Annotated in this window: 15 protein-coding genes; 9 read left to right on the forward strand and 6 right to left on the reverse strand. The window is 45.6% G+C overall.

Translation table 11 applies throughout. From position 1 onward, the window contains the following. Positions 1–76: 76 nt before the first annotated feature. On the reverse strand, positions 77–1,252 hold the full coding sequence (locus LU290_RS06355) for an Mrp/NBP35 family ATP-binding protein (protein WP_277807776.1): 1,176 nt from the start codon (positions 1,250–1,252) through the stop codon (positions 77–79). A gap of 84 nt (positions 1,253–1,336) precedes the next feature. Beyond that, positions 1,337–2,584: an NnrS family protein gene (locus LU290_RS06360; RefSeq protein WP_277807777.1), complete on the reverse strand. Its 1,248-nt coding sequence runs from the start codon at positions 2,582–2,584 to the stop codon at positions 1,337–1,339. A 223-nt stretch (positions 2,585–2,807) separates the two neighbouring features. Between LU290_RS06360 and queA the strand changes: the two genes are divergently transcribed. Continuing rightward, on the forward strand, positions 2,808–3,872 hold the full coding sequence (gene queA, locus LU290_RS06365) for a tRNA preQ1(34) S-adenosylmethionine ribosyltransferase-isomerase QueA (RefSeq protein WP_277807778.1): 1,065 nt from the start codon (positions 2,808–2,810) through the stop codon (positions 3,870–3,872). A gap of 56 nt (positions 3,873–3,928) precedes the next feature. Here the strand turns inward: queA and LU290_RS06370 are convergent, their stop codons facing one another. Beyond that, on the reverse strand, positions 3,929–4,558 hold the full coding sequence (locus tag LU290_RS06370) for a MarC family protein (RefSeq protein ID WP_277809572.1): 630 nt from the start codon (positions 4,556–4,558) through the stop codon (positions 3,929–3,931). 121 nt (positions 4,559–4,679) lie between these two features. On the opposite strand from LU290_RS06370, the gene queC reads away from it, so the two are divergent. Continuing rightward, entirely contained in the window at positions 4,680–5,384 is a 705-nt protein-coding gene (gene queC / locus LU290_RS06375; RefSeq protein WP_277807779.1) for a 7-cyano-7-deazaguanine synthase QueC, read from the forward strand. 77 nt (positions 5,385–5,461) lie between these two features. Here the strand turns inward: queC and aroQ are convergent, their stop codons facing one another. Beyond that, the gene (gene aroQ, locus LU290_RS06380; RefSeq protein WP_277807780.1) at positions 5,462–5,926 is read right to left on the reverse strand and encodes a type II 3-dehydroquinate dehydratase; all 465 of its coding nucleotides are present in this window, start codon (positions 5,924–5,926) and stop codon (positions 5,462–5,464) included. Between the two features lie 340 nt (positions 5,927–6,266). On the opposite strand from aroQ, the gene LU290_RS06385 reads away from it, so the two are divergent. From LU290_RS06385 to hemW, 4 genes are all read left to right on the forward strand, one after another. Beyond that, positions 6,267–6,476, forward strand: a complete 210-nt coding sequence (locus LU290_RS06385; protein ID WP_277807781.1) for a cold-shock protein — start codon at positions 6,267–6,269, stop codon at positions 6,474–6,476. A gap of 377 nt (positions 6,477–6,853) precedes the next feature. Next, positions 6,854–7,276: a hypothetical protein gene (locus LU290_RS06390; protein ID WP_277807782.1), complete on the forward strand. Its 423-nt coding sequence runs from the start codon at positions 6,854–6,856 to the stop codon at positions 7,274–7,276. 47 nt (positions 7,277–7,323) lie between these two features. Further along, positions 7,324–8,586 (forward strand): DEAD/DEAH box helicase, encoded by a 1,263-nt coding sequence (locus LU290_RS06395; protein ID WP_277807783.1) that lies wholly within the window; start codon positions 7,324–7,326, stop codon positions 8,584–8,586. Continuing rightward, the gene (gene hemW, locus LU290_RS06400; protein ID WP_277807784.1) at positions 8,586–9,800 is read left to right on the forward strand and encodes a radical SAM family heme chaperone HemW; all 1,215 of its coding nucleotides are present in this window, start codon (positions 8,586–8,588) and stop codon (positions 9,798–9,800) included. The genes LU290_RS06395 and hemW overlap by 1 nt, the downstream gene beginning before the upstream one ends. Positions 9,801–9,939: 139 nt before the next feature. On the opposite strand, the gene LU290_RS06405 is transcribed toward hemW, so the two are convergent. Beyond that, positions 9,940–10,086: an entericidin A/B family lipoprotein gene (locus tag LU290_RS06405; protein ID WP_277807785.1), complete on the reverse strand. Its 147-nt coding sequence runs from the start codon at positions 10,084–10,086 to the stop codon at positions 9,940–9,942. 231 nt (positions 10,087–10,317) lie between these two features. On the opposite strand from LU290_RS06405, the gene LU290_RS06410 reads away from it, so the two are divergent. Beyond that, the gene (locus LU290_RS06410; protein ID WP_277807786.1) at positions 10,318–10,848 is read left to right on the forward strand and encodes a tRNA (cytidine(34)-2'-O)-methyltransferase; all 531 of its coding nucleotides are present in this window, start codon (positions 10,318–10,320) and stop codon (positions 10,846–10,848) included. Between the two features lie 4 nt (positions 10,849–10,852). Here the strand turns inward: LU290_RS06410 and LU290_RS06415 are convergent, their stop codons facing one another. Next, on the reverse strand, positions 10,853–12,229 hold the full coding sequence (locus LU290_RS06415; RefSeq protein WP_277807787.1) for an FAD-binding oxidoreductase: 1,377 nt from the start codon (positions 12,227–12,229) through the stop codon (positions 10,853–10,855). 191 nt (positions 12,230–12,420) lie between these two features. On the opposite strand from LU290_RS06415, the gene LU290_RS06420 reads away from it, so the two are divergent. Together LU290_RS06420 and LU290_RS06425 are read left to right on the forward strand one after the other, a co-directional pair. Beyond that, positions 12,421–14,244, forward strand: a complete 1,824-nt coding sequence (locus tag LU290_RS06420) for an AAA family ATPase (RefSeq protein WP_277807788.1) — start codon at positions 12,421–12,423, stop codon at positions 14,242–14,244. 6 nt (positions 14,245–14,250) lie between these two features. After that, complete coding sequence (locus LU290_RS06425; protein WP_277807789.1) at positions 14,251–15,858, forward strand: VWA domain-containing protein; 1,608 nt, start codon at positions 14,251–14,253, stop codon at positions 15,856–15,858. The last annotated feature ends 39 nt before the right edge of the window (positions 15,859–15,897 follow it).

Raw genomic sequence — 15,897 nt, forward strand, 5'->3', positions numbered from 1 at the left:
TTAAAAATGCTCGCCATTATAAAGGATAACGCCATTTTAAGCAACGCACGAACCGCCCAAGTGACAGAAAGCCTTTTTAAAAAATCCGCCCATCTTGGCGAGTTTTGGTGTATTTGGCAATGTCATCATCAATGCCTTTGGCGATGGCATCATAAATGTGCGTAATCTGTTCGCCCAGCTGTTTTGGCTCGCCTTTATCCATCTTTTCACGAATACTGGCATCAATCGGCAGTTGTCCCAATAGTGGCACGCCGTACAGCTGTGCCATACTCTGACCGCCATCAGCCCCAAAAATCGCCTCCGTATGACCGCAAGCACTGCAAGTATGTAGCGACATATTTTCCACAATGCCCAAAATCGCAATGTCCGTTTTGACAAACATCTCCACGCCTTTTTTGGCATCAAGCAAGGCAATGTGCTGCGGCGTGGTAACAATCACCGCCCCTGTGATGGGAATTCTTTGGGCAAGGGTAAGCTGAATGTCGCCTGTCCCAGGGGGCATATCAATCACCAAATAATCCAGATTTGGCCAGTTGGTTTGGCTGTATAATTGCATCAAAGCCCCAGTCGCTTTCACGCCACGCCATGCCACAGGCGTGTTGTCGCTTTCAATCAAATTGCCGATGGACAATAGCGCCAAACCATGAGCGTCAATCGGCACAAATTGGTCGTTTTCAACCACAGGTCGCACGCCTGCCACGCCCAGCATATCAGGCACGGACGGTCCATAAATGTCAGCGTCCAAAATCCCTACTTTTTTGCCAAGTCTTTGTAGGGCAAGGGCGATATTGACGGTGGTCGTGGATTTGCCCACACCGCCTTTACCACTGGCAACCACGACGATGTGGCGAATGCGTGGGTGTGGCGCAATGTCGGCTTGCTTGGGGGCAGATTTGGCAGGCTTAGGCTCGTCTGTAGATGCAGGGATTTTGTCGCTTGGCGTGAATGTTTGCACCTTAGCAGAAGTGTTGGCGCTGGGGGCAGGTGCGACTTTATCGGTCAAAACCACATTCAAATTCACTTCCATCACGCCCAATTCGGACAATCTGGCACGCAATTTATGATACATCGCTTCAAGCTCGGCTTGGTTGGCATCTTTGTGGATTTTTAGCGAAATGTTTAGCACATCGTCATGCGTGCTTTGCTCATCAATAAACTTCGTCAAAGGCTGATGATACAGCACAAACTCGCTCATCACTTGCTTGACATCATTCATGTTGATGGCGTTTTTCTTTTTAAAGGGATTAAACATGGTAATCTCGGTTTTGTATTTTGGTCAATTGATGGCTATTTTAACACATTTTGCACTTGGTGGGCGGTGTGTTGATCCCCAGAGCTAGCCAAATAAGCCATCAACTCTGGGTTTCGATAATACCCCCACAAAAGACACACAAAACAGCATGAACGCCAATATCCATGCGACTTGTGAAAGCGCAATCCATCTCATATACTCACCACCAAACATCGGCAGCACCGCTCGGCTGACGGCAGAGACCATCATGAGCATAAAAATCACGCTCACGGTCTTGGGCGGTGTATGAATACTCCGCCCTGTATGCCCAAGCGACACTCGTGCCATCATAGAAATCGTCATAAGCCCCACGCCAAACAACGCCAAGCCATGCAAGCCCAAAGCATGAGCATTAAACACACCATCAACAAAAGGCGCAATCACAAACAGCCCTAAGCTTGCCACCATACCCCCAAAAGCGATAAATAGCGACCATAGCAGTGGCTTTTGCCAAATGCCCTGATGATGCCAATTTTTTAGGCGTAAGACATTGGCAAGCAAGCACATCAAGGCAAATGCACTGGCAATCTTAAAAAAGCCAGTAAACACATCAAAGACCACAAAACCCACAAAGCCTAATAAACTCACCCTGTCCAATAAGTCAGAGTTTTTTTGTTCAATATTTACGCCATTGGGCTTACCATCATCATCGACACTCACGCCTTTGGCAATAAAAAACGGCAACACACGCCTTGCGATGGTCAATACCACCCCAATAACAAGGTACAAAGCCACATATAAGGACTGCGCCTGCACATCAATGTGATTCAAGAATATGCCTGCATAAAACACCAGATTGGCAAACATGAGCAGAACAAGTTTGGCAACAATACCAATCTGTCGTTTTTGACGAGCCAGCCACACCGCTTTAATGACCGCCCACGCCACCATGCCCCAAAAAAGCACATCAAACACCAAAGCCACCATCAACATGGCAACGCTTGGCACGGCATGAACCCCAAGCCATACCACACGAGCAACCGCCCACGCTGCAAATATCACTCCCAAACGCCAGCCGTATGGCATCGTCTGATTTGTCCAGGTCTTGACCGCCGTCAATAAAAAGCCTGCCACCACCGCCAACGCATAGCCAAAAATCATCTCATGACCATGCCAATAAAAGGGACTGACCATCCCCTTAAAAGGTGTAAATCCCTGCAACACAGCAAACCACAGCCCCATGCTGATAATGGCAAAAACTCCCGCCCCCACAAAAAATATACGAAATCCCAGATTGAGCAAAGGGTGTGGCGAAGTCGGTCGTTTGGCGATATTTTCAATATTGATGAGCATGGTTTTTGTCTTTATGGATTGATGCCTTTATGATACGCCCATTTTGCCAATTTTTAAAGCATTGAATGTGGGTATTTTTACACTTGCCGACAGCTTCCATGCCACGCAAGCAAACATCCGCCCTTTGGCAAATTTTTCATAAAATTTCATGGCGAATGTGGGGGATTTTTGCTAAAATGGTGCGTTTATTTATCACGATTTGCCAATTTATACTCACATCTCCATGAACGACCAAACACCAAAAAAACCACTCCTAACCGCCGATTTTGATTATCATCTGCCAGAGGAACTCATCGCTCGCTATCCTTTGGCGGTGCGGTCAAGCTCTCGCCTGCTTCATGTGGCTGGCGACACACGCATGGATTTGGCATTTGCTGATTTGCCAAACCTACTAAATGCAGGCGATTTGCTCGTGCTAAACGACACAAAAGTCATGAAGGCACGCCTGTTTGGGGTCAAAGACACAGGCGGTGCGGTGGAAGTGCTGGTTGAGCGAATCATTGACCACGACAAACACATCGCCCATTGCCATGTTCGTTCAAGCCGTGCCTTAAAATTGGGGCAAACGGTGCAATTGGCGGACGGCAACATGCGTGCCATCATGATGGGGCGAGCAGAAAATTTGTTCGTTTTGCAGTTTGATGCGCCGATTTTGGCAGATTTGGAGCGATTTGGTGAAATGCCGATTCCGCCTTATTTTGAGCGAGATGCGGACGGCAATGACGACACTCGCTATCAGACGGTGTTTCACGACCCCGCCAAACAAGCAAGTGTCGCCGCTCCTACCGCCAGTTTGCATTTTGACGAGACGACCCTACAAGCCCTAAAAGACAAAGGCGTACAGATGGCGTTTGTTACCCTTCATGTGGGCGCAGGGACTTTTGCCCCTGTCAAGGCAGACGATTTGTCCGACCACATCATGCACGCAGAATACGCCCATCTACCACAGGCAACCGCCGACAAAATCAACCAAACCAAAGCGTGTGGCAACAAAGTCATCGCCGTTGGCACGACAGTAACCCGCACGCTAGAGACCGCTCATTTGCACCGCTTTGATGGCAAATTGACCGAATTTCGTGGCGATACGCAGATTTTTATTTATCCGCCTTATGAATTTGGCGTGGTGGATCGGCTGATTACCAATTTTCACTTGCCAAAATCCACCCTACTCATGCTCGTCTCCGCCTTTGCTGGCGTGGAAAACATCAAGCAAGCATACGCCCACGCCATCGCCCAAAAGTACCGCTTTTTTAGCTATGGCGATGCGATGCTGCTTGATGGAAAATAATGCGTCTTTTTAAGCAAAAAAAAGCGAACATGGGTTCGCTTTTTTAGTTAAGTGTATCAGCCCAAAAGCGTCGGGAAAATCGTTCTAAGCCCATTCACCAAAATCTCAATCGCCACCGCCGCAAGCAGCATGCCCATGATACGGCTTAGGATATTTAGCCCCGTATCCCCCAAAAAGCGACTGATGCGCCCTGCCGCCATGAGCGAGGCATAACAGAACAAACTGATGCAAAGTCCCGCCATCAAAATCATGCCCACCTGAAACACGCCCTTGACCTGACTGGAATAAATGATGACCGTCGAGATGCCGCCCGGTCCGATCATCATCGGAATGGCAAGTGGCACCACCGCTGACGCCACCAAAGATGAATTAACCTCCACTTCATCTTCATTTGGCTTGACAGGGTTGCCGCCGCCATTCATCATGTTAATGGCGATTAAAAACACCAAAATGCCGCCCGCCACTTGGAACGAACCGACAGAAATCCCCAGCACTTTAAGCAAAGCCTCGCCCAGCAGCGTAAAAAAGCTGATGGTGATCAGCACTGTAAGACAGGCGATTTGTGCCACTTTTTTGCGGTCGTGCGTGCTGTATCCCTTGGTGATGTTCAAAAACAGTCCAAGTGCGCTAAATGGATTGATCAGCACCACGAACGCCAAGATGATTTTTATCAGTTCTGTGTCCATAATCATAATTCGTCAAATGAGTCCAAAGCCAGCTATTCTACCATAAGCGCCGCCAAATTCTCAGCAAAATCTGCATTTTTGTGGTAAAATTTTCGTCAATTTTTACCACCTTTTCACTCCTATGAATCAAGATTTTCACAACAAAAAAGCCATCGTCCTATTTTCAGGTGGACTTGACTCCACCACTTGCCTGTACTGGGCAAAGGCAAATTTTAAAGACATCACCGCACTCAGCTTTCGCTATGGTCAGCGTCATTCTAGCGAACTCATCGCCGCCAAAAAAATCACCGAAAATCTTGGGGTGGACCATCGCATCATTGACATTGACATCGCTCAGCTGGGCGGCTCGGCACTCACCGACCACAGCATTGATGTGCCAGACTACGATGCCAAATCTGACGCCGTACCAGTCACCTATGTGCCTGCTCGCAACACCATTTTTTTGTCTTATGCGCTTGCTGCCGCCGAAGTCATGAACGCAAATCACATCGTCATCGGCGTAAGCTCGGTGGATTTTTCAGGTTATCCTGACTGCCGACCCGACTTCATCGAAGCCTTTGAGTCGCTTGCCAATCTTGCCACCATCGCTGGGCGTGCTGGCAACCGCCTGTCGGTCGTCGCCCCATTACAAAACCTATCAAAAGCCCAAACGCTAGAACTTGGGCTATCTTTGGGCGTGGACTACGCAAAGACGGTGTCTTGCTATCAAGCCGATCATGACGGGCGTGCCTGCGGTGTGTGCGACAGCTGTGCCTTGCGCCGACAGGGATTTTTGGATGCAGGCATCGCCGACCCTACGCATTATCAATCACAGCCAAGCCACTAAGCCTGCTTGATGAGCGCAAATCTTTAAGCCAAACTTTTGCGATAAACTGACTCAATTTAAGCTTAAATTGAGCGTAATCAGCGATTAAAATGCTTGATGAACCAGTCTAGCGCCATGTCATAGCCCAGATCGCCAAGCCCACAAATCACGCCCACCGCCTTGTCCGAAAAATACGAATGCGTGCGGAACGGCTCACGGGCATGGACATTGGACAAATGCACTTCAATGAATGGCTTATCCGCCGCCGCCAGAGCATCTCTGATGGCGACCGATGTGTGCGTAAAGGCAGCAGGATTGATGATGACACCATCAAAGCGGGAGTGTTCGTCCGCCAATAAGCCCAATTCGCCGATTTTATCGACGATTTCACCTTCATGATTGGACTGAAAGGCGGTCAATTTGATGTTGTGGCAAGCTGCCAACTTTGCTAGACGCCCTTCGATGTCTGTGAGCGTGGTTGCACCATAAATGTGCGGTTCTCGTTTGCCCAAAAGGTGCAGATTTGGTCCATTTATCAGCAAAATGTGCATCGATTTTTTCATAACAACCTTTTTATAAAACCTTAGCCAAATTATCAAAATCATAAAACCTACGGCCATTTTAGCAGATTTTTTGTGACAAATTTAAATAAAACAGCCGTCAAATCGCATTTTTTGTAGAGATTTTTATGGATTTTTGCAGAATCTTTATAAAAAACACTTGTATTCTTAATTTATCGTTGGTATGATAATTTCAGTAGTGATTCATGGTTGTGCTTTTTTGTAACGATTTCATGCAAATGCTTTACAAAACACACCCACTGCATTTGGAATAAAGATTGTTTTTAATCTTACTATTTGGCTTGCGATGAACATCGATTAAGCGTTTTTAAAGGAAAGAAATATGTCAGTTCGTGAACAAGGTACTGTCAAGTGGTTCAATGACTCTAAGGGTTTTGGCTTTATTCAGCGTGCGACAGGCGAAGATGTGTTTGTGCATTTTCGTGCGATTATGGGCGAAGGCTACCGCTCTCTTAAAGAAGGTCAGGCGGTTGAGTTTGTTGTGACCGAAGGCGACAAAGGATTGCAAGCAGAAGAAGTAACCAAGCTTTAATCATTGAAAAAGGTCCGCTTTTGGCGGGCTTTTTTGATGGCAAAACATCGTCTTTTATCAAGCTTTTTGGCGCCCATGCTCGCCATCAAATTCCACCTTTAACACATCATTTCATTGAGCATTTTATTTAAATTTATTTAAATAAACATTTCATTTAAACTATCATTACGCATTTTAAATCCCAACGCCAAGCCCCTAACTCACCCATCAAAATTGCAATCAAGCAGCAGTATTAAGCAGTTTTAAGCAACGCTTGGAGCAATTAAGGTGTGATTTAAAGATATATTAATGACACAATTTAAATGGCATAATTTTGCAAATCATTGTCAGAAATTGCTATAATAGCCACAAGTAACCACAAAACTTTTGAGAACGCCATGAACATCATTCAAAAATTATCCACAGGCTTATTTGCCATGACTATCTGCATGGGCGCATCCGCCGCCGACACTGCGCCAAAGCTCACCGAAAAACAAAGAGCCGCATTGGGCATTTGTAACATCGCCACCAATGGCGTATATAGCATCGCCCACATGCACCAAACCAATGTCAGCCAAAATGACGCACGACAAGAAGTCAAAAGATTCTCAGACGCTTTGGTGAGAGACTTTGGCGACGATGAGATCACAGCACTCATCAGAGATTTCTGGCAGCAAGGACTGACCGAGATTTATAAATTTGACATCAAGCCCACCGATGAGCAAAAAATAGCTTTCGCCGAATCGGCAGCTTATGAAGCGTACACCGTTTGCCTTGATGGCATCTTAGATGATGCTGATAAAGCGGCATTTATCCGATAATTTTACCGTCAATCACGACATTTACCCCACTATTTTAAGGATGCGTTTTGGACTCAAACACTCAGCCAACCCAAAAAAGCAGCACTTTTGAACATTTCAGCGACTTGCCTTTATCCGAGCAGACCGCCAAGGCGGTGCGTGCGCTGAACTTTGAAAAACTGACCCCCATTCAGGCGCAGATTTTGCCACATACTTTGGCAAATCAAGACGCCATCGGTCAGGCGCAGACAGGCACGGGCAAGACAGCGACTTTTTTGATTACCATCATTGAGTCTCTATTGAAGCGTCCTTTTGCCGATGACGAACAGCGATTTTTGGGTGAGCCTCGTGCGCTGATTTTAGCACCGACTCGTGAGCTGGCTCAGCAGATTTTTGCTGACTGTCGTGAGCTGACTCGCTTTGGCAATCTGTACAATCTTTGCATCACTGGTGGCGCTGACTTTGACAAACAAGCCAAGCAACTAGAACGCCGACCGCTGGACATTTTGATCGGTACACCAGGGCGCATCATTGACTGGGTAAATAAGGGCGTGCTGTTTTTGGATCGTGTGGAAGTGTTCGTGCTTGATGAAGCAGACCGCATGTTGGACATGGGCTTTATCCCTGATATTAAGCGTATCGTGCGCCATATGCCCGCCAATACGCACCGTCAAAGCCTGCTGTTTTCAGCGACTTTCAACACCGATGTGATGAATCTGGCGTATCGCTGGCTGCACAATCCGACCTTTGTGGAAATCGCCCCAGAGAGCAAGACCAATAAAGCCATCGAGCAGCGGTTTTATCTTTTGACAGAGCGTGAAAAGATGGCGGCACTCAGAGAGATTTTGTCAGGCGATGAAGTCAAAAAAACCATCGTTTTTGCCAATCGCAAAGACCAAGTCAAGCGTCTGTATGACAATCTACGCCGTCAGTTTGAAGTTACCATGCTCTCAGGCGATGTCGCCCAACAAAAGCGTGAGCGGTATTTACAGCGTTTTAAAGATGGCGAGGTGAATATTTTGGTGGCGACAGATGTGGCGGGGCGTGGCATTCATGTTGATGATGTGACGCATGTGGTGAATTTCACCCTGCCAGAGATTCCTGATGACTATGTGCATCGCATTGGGCGCACTGGGCGAGCAGGTCATACTGGCGTATCCATCAGTTTTGTCAGCGAAAATGATGCCTTTAATCTGCCAGCCCTTGAAAAGCACATCGACATGAAATTCAAACTTAGCCAATTTGACTTTGCCAAGTCTGAAAGTATTGCAGAACAATCATCAAACCAAACCGACCAGTCGGATTTTAATGAAAATTCGGCGAGCGACTGATGAATCCTTTATTGGAATTAGATCCTGCCAAAGTGCCATTGTCGCTGTACATTCATGTGCCTTGGTGCGTCAAAAAATGCCCTTATTGCGATTTTAATTCGCACGCCTTGCCAAATGCCAATCAGGGAGCAGATGATGGGATGCTCACTGCACCCTTTGCCCAGTATGTTGATGCACTCATCGCTGATGCCAAAAGTCAGCAGTCTTTTGTGCAGGGGCGAGTCATTGGCTCGGTGTTCATCGGTGGGGGTACACCATCGCTGTTGCCTGTGGCGGAGTTTCGCCGTCTGTTTGCGGCGTTGCGAGATATTTATGAATTTAGCGATGACTGTGAAATTACCCTTGAAGCCAATCCAGGTACGGTGGAGCATGCGCCATTTGCCGAATATTTACAAATAGGCATCAATCGCTTATCCATTGGCGTGCAGACCTTTGATAAGCAAGCCTTAAAAGTGTTGGGGCGCATTCATGATCCCATGCAGGCGGTCAATGCCATCACACAGGCGAAAAAAGCAGGCTTTTTGCGTGTGAATGTGGATTTGATGCATGGCTTACCCAATCAGACTGCCCAACTTGCCGTCAAAGATTTGCAAATGGCGATTGACGCTGGGGCGACGCACATTTCTTGGTATCAGCTGACCATTGAGCCTAATACCGCTTTTTATCGCACGCCGCCAGATTTGCCTAATGATGAGACGCTGGACGCCATTGAAGATGATGGGCGAGCGTTGCTTAAAAGCCATGGTTTTGATAATTATGAGGTGTCGGCGTGGGCTGGCAGTCAGGACGCACCATGTCGGCACAATCTCAACTATTGGCAATTTGGCGATTATTTGGCGATTGGGGCTGGGGCTCATGGCAAGGTTACTTTGCGTCATCATGCCGACTTTGCCGATGGCATTTATCGTTTTTACAAATCTCGCCTACCCAAAGATTATCTGAATTTTTCGCCATCATCCGCACCTAAGATGGTGAGTTTTGAGCCGATTGATGAAGAAAGTCTGCCTTTTGAATTTATGATGAATGCCCTAAGATTGCGACATGGGGCGACCACGCAGATGTTTGAAGAGCGGACGGGGCTGTTGGTCAGCAGTATTGATAATGAACTGTTGCCATTACAGCACGAAGGCTTTATGGTACATGATGCCACGCTACTTAGCCCCACCGAAATGGGTTTTCGTTATGTCAATCATCTGGTGCGTCAGTTTTTGTAAGGCCTCTTAAAGATTGACAAGACAGATGGGTGATCTTATAGGACCGATAAGCTGGCAAATAAAAATGCCGAAATGTTCAATTTCGGCATGGGTGGCAAGTCGATTGGTATGGTTCAACTTGCCAGATGTAGATTTGTGATTACTGCTTGATTTTTTTCTCAACTTTTTGAGCGCCGTCAGTCACAGCATCGCCCGCTTTAGAGACATCTTTACCAAATCCTTTAACGGTATTGCAGCCAGTCAAAACAAAAGCAGCGGCAGTGACAGCGATAAGTAGTTTTTTCATGACGATTTCCTTAGTCAAATTAGTCAATAAAAAGTGAAAATCAGGTGAAATCAGATGAATAGCCCCATGACTTACGCTTTTCATCTTACTCAAATTCATCAGTCTTTTGTGTAGCAAAATGTAAATTTAAGTGACAAAATGTAACTGATGGATTCATCGCTTTTTTTATGTCATGAAATCAAATCTTTAACTTTTATTGACGACTTTAACTCAATCAACCAAGTACAAATTATGCCAACCATTCACATCATTCTTTTTTCTCCAAAAATCCCCAATAATACGGGCAATGTCATTCGTCTTTGTGCCAATACAGGGGCGAAGCTCCATTTGATTAAACCGCTTGCCTTTGAGCTTGACGACACCAAGTTAAAGCGTGCAGGGCTAGATTATCATGAATATGCACAGATGCAGGTGCATGAAGATTGGCAGGCGTGTCGTCAGGCATTGGCGGATTTGGGGGTGGCGCAAGTGGTGGCATTGACGACCAAGTTTAGCCATTCCTTTTATGAGCATGAATTTGATCATAGCAATGGCAGTGGTATTGCTATGGTCTTTGGCTCTGAAACAGACGGTTTGCCTAGTGAGGTGCGTGATGATATTGGTCAGGATAATTGGCTAAGATTGCCCATGTTGCCACAGTCTCGCAGTCTAAATCTTGCCAATTCTGTGTCCATTTGTCTGTATGAATTGTGGCGGCAGATGGGCTTTGTAGGCGATGTGGGCGAAAGCGTCGGCTATCATAGGCTTAGCAGTCGCCCTTAGTGCATCAATACCAGATTTTATCAGGATTCATGATGTTGTTTGGGTCGATGGCGTGCTTGATGGCTTTCATGACTCCGATCGCCTGTTCGCCATGCTCATCGTTCATGTAGGCACGCTTACCCTGCCCCACCCCATGCTCGCCTGTGCAAGTGCCTTCCATCGCAATCGCGCGCTTGGCCAAACGAGCCAAAATCCCTTTGGTCTTGGTGATGTCCTCTGGATTATTTTTATCCAGCAATAGCAGCACATGAAAATTACCATCGCCCACATGACCGACCACAGGACCTATCATTCCTTCCGCCTCAATGTCTGCCACCGTCTGGCTTACGCACTCCGCCAGACGAGAAATCGGCACACAAGCGTCCGTGGACAAGCTTTCATAGTCAGGCTTTAACGCCCTAGAGGCATGGTAGGCGTTATGGCGAGCCGTCCACAGCTTTTTACGCTCGCCCTCATCACTGCTGTATTTAAAATCAACCCCACCAAATTCACTGATGATACTCTGGAAAATCTCCGCCTGCTCCGCCACACCATTTTCCGTGCCGTGAAACTCCACAAATAAAGTCGGCTTTTCTGGCAAAGAAAGCTTTGAATAGGCATTACACGCTTTGACTTGCACCGCATCCAACAGCTCCAAACGAGCCACCGGCAAGCCATACTGCACCGTCAGCATCACCGCCTGACACGCCGCATCAATATCATCGAAATGACACACGCCGCTGCTGACACACTCAGGCTGCCCAAACAGCTTGACAGTGATTTCGGTGATAATCCCAAGCGTACCTTCCGAGCCAATCATCAGGCGAGTCAAATCATAGCCTGCCGATGACTTCTTAGCACGAGAGCCTGTCTTGATGATTTCGCCATTTGGCAACACCACCTCCAAACTCAGCACCACATCCTTCATCGTGCCGTATTTTACCGCATTCGTACCTGACGCACGAGTGGCGGTCATACCACCAAAACTGGCGTTCGCCCCTGGGTCAATCGGGAAAAATAATCCTGTATGGCGAAGCGCCTCATTAAGCTGCTCACGAGTCACGCCTGCCTGCACTGTTGCGGTCAAATCCTCCGCATCGATACGCACCACTTCATTCATCTGCGACATATCAATGCACAAACCACCCTGCGGCGCATTGAGCTGACCTTCCAGCGATGACCCAACACCAAAAGCAATGACAGGCATCTTGTGGGCGTTGCAGATTTTTACCGCCTCGCTGATTTGCTGTTTGTCCGTTGCCATCAGCACGGCATCAGGTGGCTCTGGTGCAAGCCAGCTCATCGTATGGGCGTGCTGAGTACGCATGGTCAAATTGGTACTCAAAGCCTTGCCAAATTTGGCTTTTAATTCGTCAATCGCAGTTGAAAAACGTTCAGTCATGGGATTTATCCTTAAAAATAACATGCTTTATTATAACATAATTCATACACTTTGGATAAAGACAAAATTATCTCTTAGGGGTATTTTGCAGGGTATTTTTTTGTATATTACATCATACACCCGCCCCATTGACAATTCCCCATACTCATTTTACAATCCCGACAATCATTCATATTTTTTAGGACAATCCAATGAAAGCCAAACTCACTCATCTACAACACGCCCTATCACAAGGAATGATCGGTCGTGAAGAAGTCATCAAATCCGCCCTACTGGCATTGGTCGCAGGCGAACATATCGTACTGGTCGGTCCACCCGGTACAGGCAAAAGTATGGTGGCAAGACGAATGGCGGACGCATTATCAGGGGGTAAAAATACTTATTTTGAGTATCTTTTGACCAAATTTTCTACGCCTGAAGAGCTGTTTGGTGCGTTATCCATCAGCGAACTCAAACAAGACCGCTTTGTACGAAAAACGGACGGTTTTTTGCCGACCGCCCAAGTTGCCTTTTTGGACGAAATTTTTAAGGCAAGCTCATCTATTCTCAATGCTCTTTTGACAATCCTAAACGAACGCAAATTTCACAATGGCACAACCGTGACAGAAGTGCCATTACAATCGCTCATTTCTGCATCCAACGAATTGCCAAACGGTCAAAGCGAACTGTCTGCCCTATACGACCGTTTTTTGATTCGCCGATTGGTGGATTATGTGGGCGATGATGAGTTGTTTAAGTTTTTTGACTTGAGCGATTATACACCACCGACCGATGAGCAAAAATTAACGCCACAAGAATTGCACGACATTCGCACCCAAGCCAAATCCGTTACCGTACCGAGCGAAATCCAAACGGCATTAAAAAACATCTGGCAAGCACACAATGCTCTATTTAAAGAAGATGACGAAGAATTTTTATCCGATCGCAAATTTTATAAAGTCGTCAATTTATTAAAAATCTCTGCCCACACCAATCAAAGAACGGAAGTGGATTATTCCGATGTGCTGTTATTAAAAGATTGTTTATGGAATAATTATTCGGACGATAAAATTGCCAAAGTGCGAGATCTAATCGTTCAGGAAGTGAAAAAATCAGGTGGTCTGGCAATAAGTGCTAGTCCAGTCGGCACAATTATTAAAAACATCAAAGGTGCTGGAACAATTAATGACCCATTTTTAATAGAAAGTGCAGGACATCTTTCCATTTTAATTCGAGCAGATGTGGCTCAAAAGGGCTATTATTTTTTACAAACCGCAGATATTGACATGAGCAGTGCTGATATATGGTCGCCTATCCCTATTTTTAAGGGGCATTATCATGGTAATGGCTATCATATTAAATTTAAAAAATCGTCTACTCGTTTGTTTAGTGATATTGAAAATAGCACCATTGAACAAATGGAAGTAACAGGATTATTGTTGGCAGATAATGTCAAAGATTCTGTTATTAGAAATTGTAAATTCAATATTGATTTTGATTGGACTCAAATTGATATTAAAAATATGGGTTTAATTGAATTTTCTGAAAACTCGAAAATTGAAAAACTCATTCTTGCAGGTGATATAAAGTGTAATGATTTGCAAAATGAAATGTATAGCTTCGGTATTGTGAATCAAACCAACAAACAATCCGTGATTTCGGATTGCATCACCCAAATTACTACTGTTGGCAAAAATACTGAAGAAATTAGCATACTAATTACCAAAGACTTAGCAGATAGTTCTTGTTTAGAAAACAACATCAATACTAACCCACATTCCAGTCATACAAGCGATCCAACAAGCATTCATGGAATGAATGTTTCTCCAAATTTATTAGGCAAATCTTATTATGCCAATGCATTACAATATGATTTTGATGACATTTGGGAATGGGGCGATAAAAAAGGTATTCTCTTACAAAAAGACAAAGCTAAATTTACCTTTACTATGTCAAAACACAATAATTCCAATATCGCAACCACTACCTTAACACCATTGGAACAACAATTAAAAGACAACATTTGGTTGTGGTAGAGTATTATGTTTGATTTAATAAAATCGGTAGGCGGTTCAGATTTGGAATTTAAACCAATCAAATATTTTATTGACAGCCTTTTTCGCCCAACCGTTACACCTGTGGCAGGAAGTGTGCTGTATGCAGATTTATATTTTGCAGTGGAGCATTCTGGCATTTATGTTGGCGACAATCAAATCAGCAACATTGTGGTGGATAGCCTACTGACTTGCGACTCCACTGTGCGACTGTCCGACCCTGCCAACTTTACCGAAAAAAGCAAGATGGGTAAAAAAATCTATGTCTCTTGTCGTGGTAAGCAAGCGGTGGGCGATGACAATGTCGGCAATGTGGCGTATGCACGAGTGGGCGAAAAAAGTTTTTATGGACTGGTGATTAAAAATTGTCATTGGTTTAGTGCCAACTGCGTATCGCAAAGCAATCGGTCAAGAAGTGGATTTACCCCTCCGTCTCTATCTTTGGATCTCGAACCCAATCTCGTTTGGCTTAAAAAAACCGCCGAACGAAAACTGGGGGCAAACAAATGGCTGTTATGGGATTGGGACAATACCGCCCAAAACGAGCCAGAACCTGACTGGGACGAGATTAATAAACAACTCAAACAACGCCCCTTAACGCCCGAATACCGAGAAGAACTTCGCCAAACGCTTGCTGATTATCAAGAGTATCAAGCCCAACTAGCCGATGAAAATTTGCCAACGGACATTCAAAAAAAGCTGACCACTTTTGGCGATACTGTGCAGGCGGTGGCGGACAAATACGATGAATACGCTGATTTTTTAAAGACAGTGGGCGGTGGGTTTAGTTATGATGAGCTTGTCAAAATGGAGCGGGCGGGCGATTTTAAACGCCTGATTGACGAGATGAAAAACAATCCGCACATTCAGGCGTTAATTAAAAAAATGGGCAGAAACTACATCAGCGAAACTCACAAACGCCAAACCAAAATCCCAAGAGCCAGCAAAAGCGAAGTGCATGGCACGCACCCGAGCGATGATTTAATGCGACTGTTGCCAAGCGAGCTTGTGAATTTGGACGATGACGATTTGCAAATGCTGTTTTATGCCAAACTTTTAGAAAAAAATCTTATCACTTATCAGCTGGCAGGGGTAACGCACGAGACGACTGATGAAGAATACACCAAAAATCAAGCCATTACAGGACCGATTGTCGCACTTTTGGACACATCGGGCAGTATGGGTGGCGAGCCGATTTTAAAAGCCAAAGCGTTGTTGTTTGCCATTGGTACGATTTTAAAGGCGGAAAATCGTCATTTGCATGTGGTGTTGTTTGGCGATACGGGCGAAATTTCCGAATTTAAACTAGAAAGGCGAGATGATTTGGCGGGGCTTGTGCGGTTTTTAAATAGCGGATTTGGCGGTGGGACGGATTTTGAAACGCCGCTACAAAGAGCGATTGAAATTATTGGCACTTATGATAATTATAAAAAGGCGGACATTTTGATGTTGTCGGACGGCGATTGTCAGTTAAATGATAACTTTGCCAAAAGGTTTGTCATTCAAAAACAAAATCACAATTGTATGGTGTATTCGGTGCTGTGCAATGGTGAGCGAGTGAGCGATAATTTTAGCGATGAAGTGCTGGTATTGTAGTTAAGCATCACTTGTCTTTTCGTTCGTGGCGAGCTTGTC

The sequence above is a fragment of the Moraxella nasibovis genome (assembly GCF_029581575.1).
Taxonomy (GTDB): Bacteria; Pseudomonadota; Gammaproteobacteria; order Pseudomonadales; family Moraxellaceae; genus Moraxella; species Moraxella nasibovis.

Bases quoted from the DNA above. Each gene is read 5' to 3' on its own strand.
- aroQ (WP_277807780.1), bottom strand. From the start codon at position 5,926: ATGAAAAAATCGATGCACATTTTGCTGATAAATGGACCAAATCTGCAC.
- LU290_RS06415 (WP_277807787.1), bottom strand. From the start codon at position 12,229: ATGACTGAACGTTTTTCAACTGCGATTGACGAATTAAAAGCCAAATTT.
- LU290_RS06385 (WP_277807781.1), top strand. From the start codon at position 6,267: ATGTCAGTTCGTGAACAAGGTACTGTCAAGTGGTTCAATGACTCTAAG.
- LU290_RS06420 (WP_277807788.1), top strand. From the start codon at position 12,421: ATGAAAGCCAAACTCACTCATCTACAACACGCCCTATCACAAGGAATG.
- LU290_RS06405 (WP_277807785.1), bottom strand. From the start codon at position 10,086: ATGAAAAAACTACTTATCGCTGTCACTGCCGCTGCTTTTGTTTTGACT.
- LU290_RS06425 (WP_277807789.1), top strand. From the start codon at position 14,251: ATGTTTGATTTAATAAAATCGGTAGGCGGTTCAGATTTGGAATTTAAA.
- hemW (WP_277807784.1), top strand. From the start codon at position 8,586: ATGAATCCTTTATTGGAATTAGATCCTGCCAAAGTGCCATTGTCGCTG.
- queA (WP_277807778.1), top strand. From the start codon at position 2,808: ATGAACGACCAAACACCAAAAAAACCACTCCTAACCGCCGATTTTGAT.
- LU290_RS06360 (WP_277807777.1), bottom strand. From the start codon at position 2,584: ATGCTCATCAATATTGAAAATATCGCCAAACGACCGACTTCGCCACAC.
- LU290_RS06390 (WP_277807782.1), top strand. From the start codon at position 6,854: ATGAACATCATTCAAAAATTATCCACAGGCTTATTTGCCATGACTATC.
- LU290_RS06410 (WP_277807786.1), top strand. From the start codon at position 10,318: ATGCCAACCATTCACATCATTCTTTTTTCTCCAAAAATCCCCAATAAT.
- LU290_RS06370 (WP_277809572.1), bottom strand. From the start codon at position 4,558: ATGGACACAGAACTGATAAAAATCATCTTGGCGTTCGTGGTGCTGATC.
- LU290_RS06355 (WP_277807776.1), bottom strand. From the start codon at position 1,252: ATGTTTAATCCCTTTAAAAAGAAAAACGCCATCAACATGAATGATGTC.
- queC (WP_277807779.1), top strand. From the start codon at position 4,680: ATGAATCAAGATTTTCACAACAAAAAAGCCATCGTCCTATTTTCAGGT.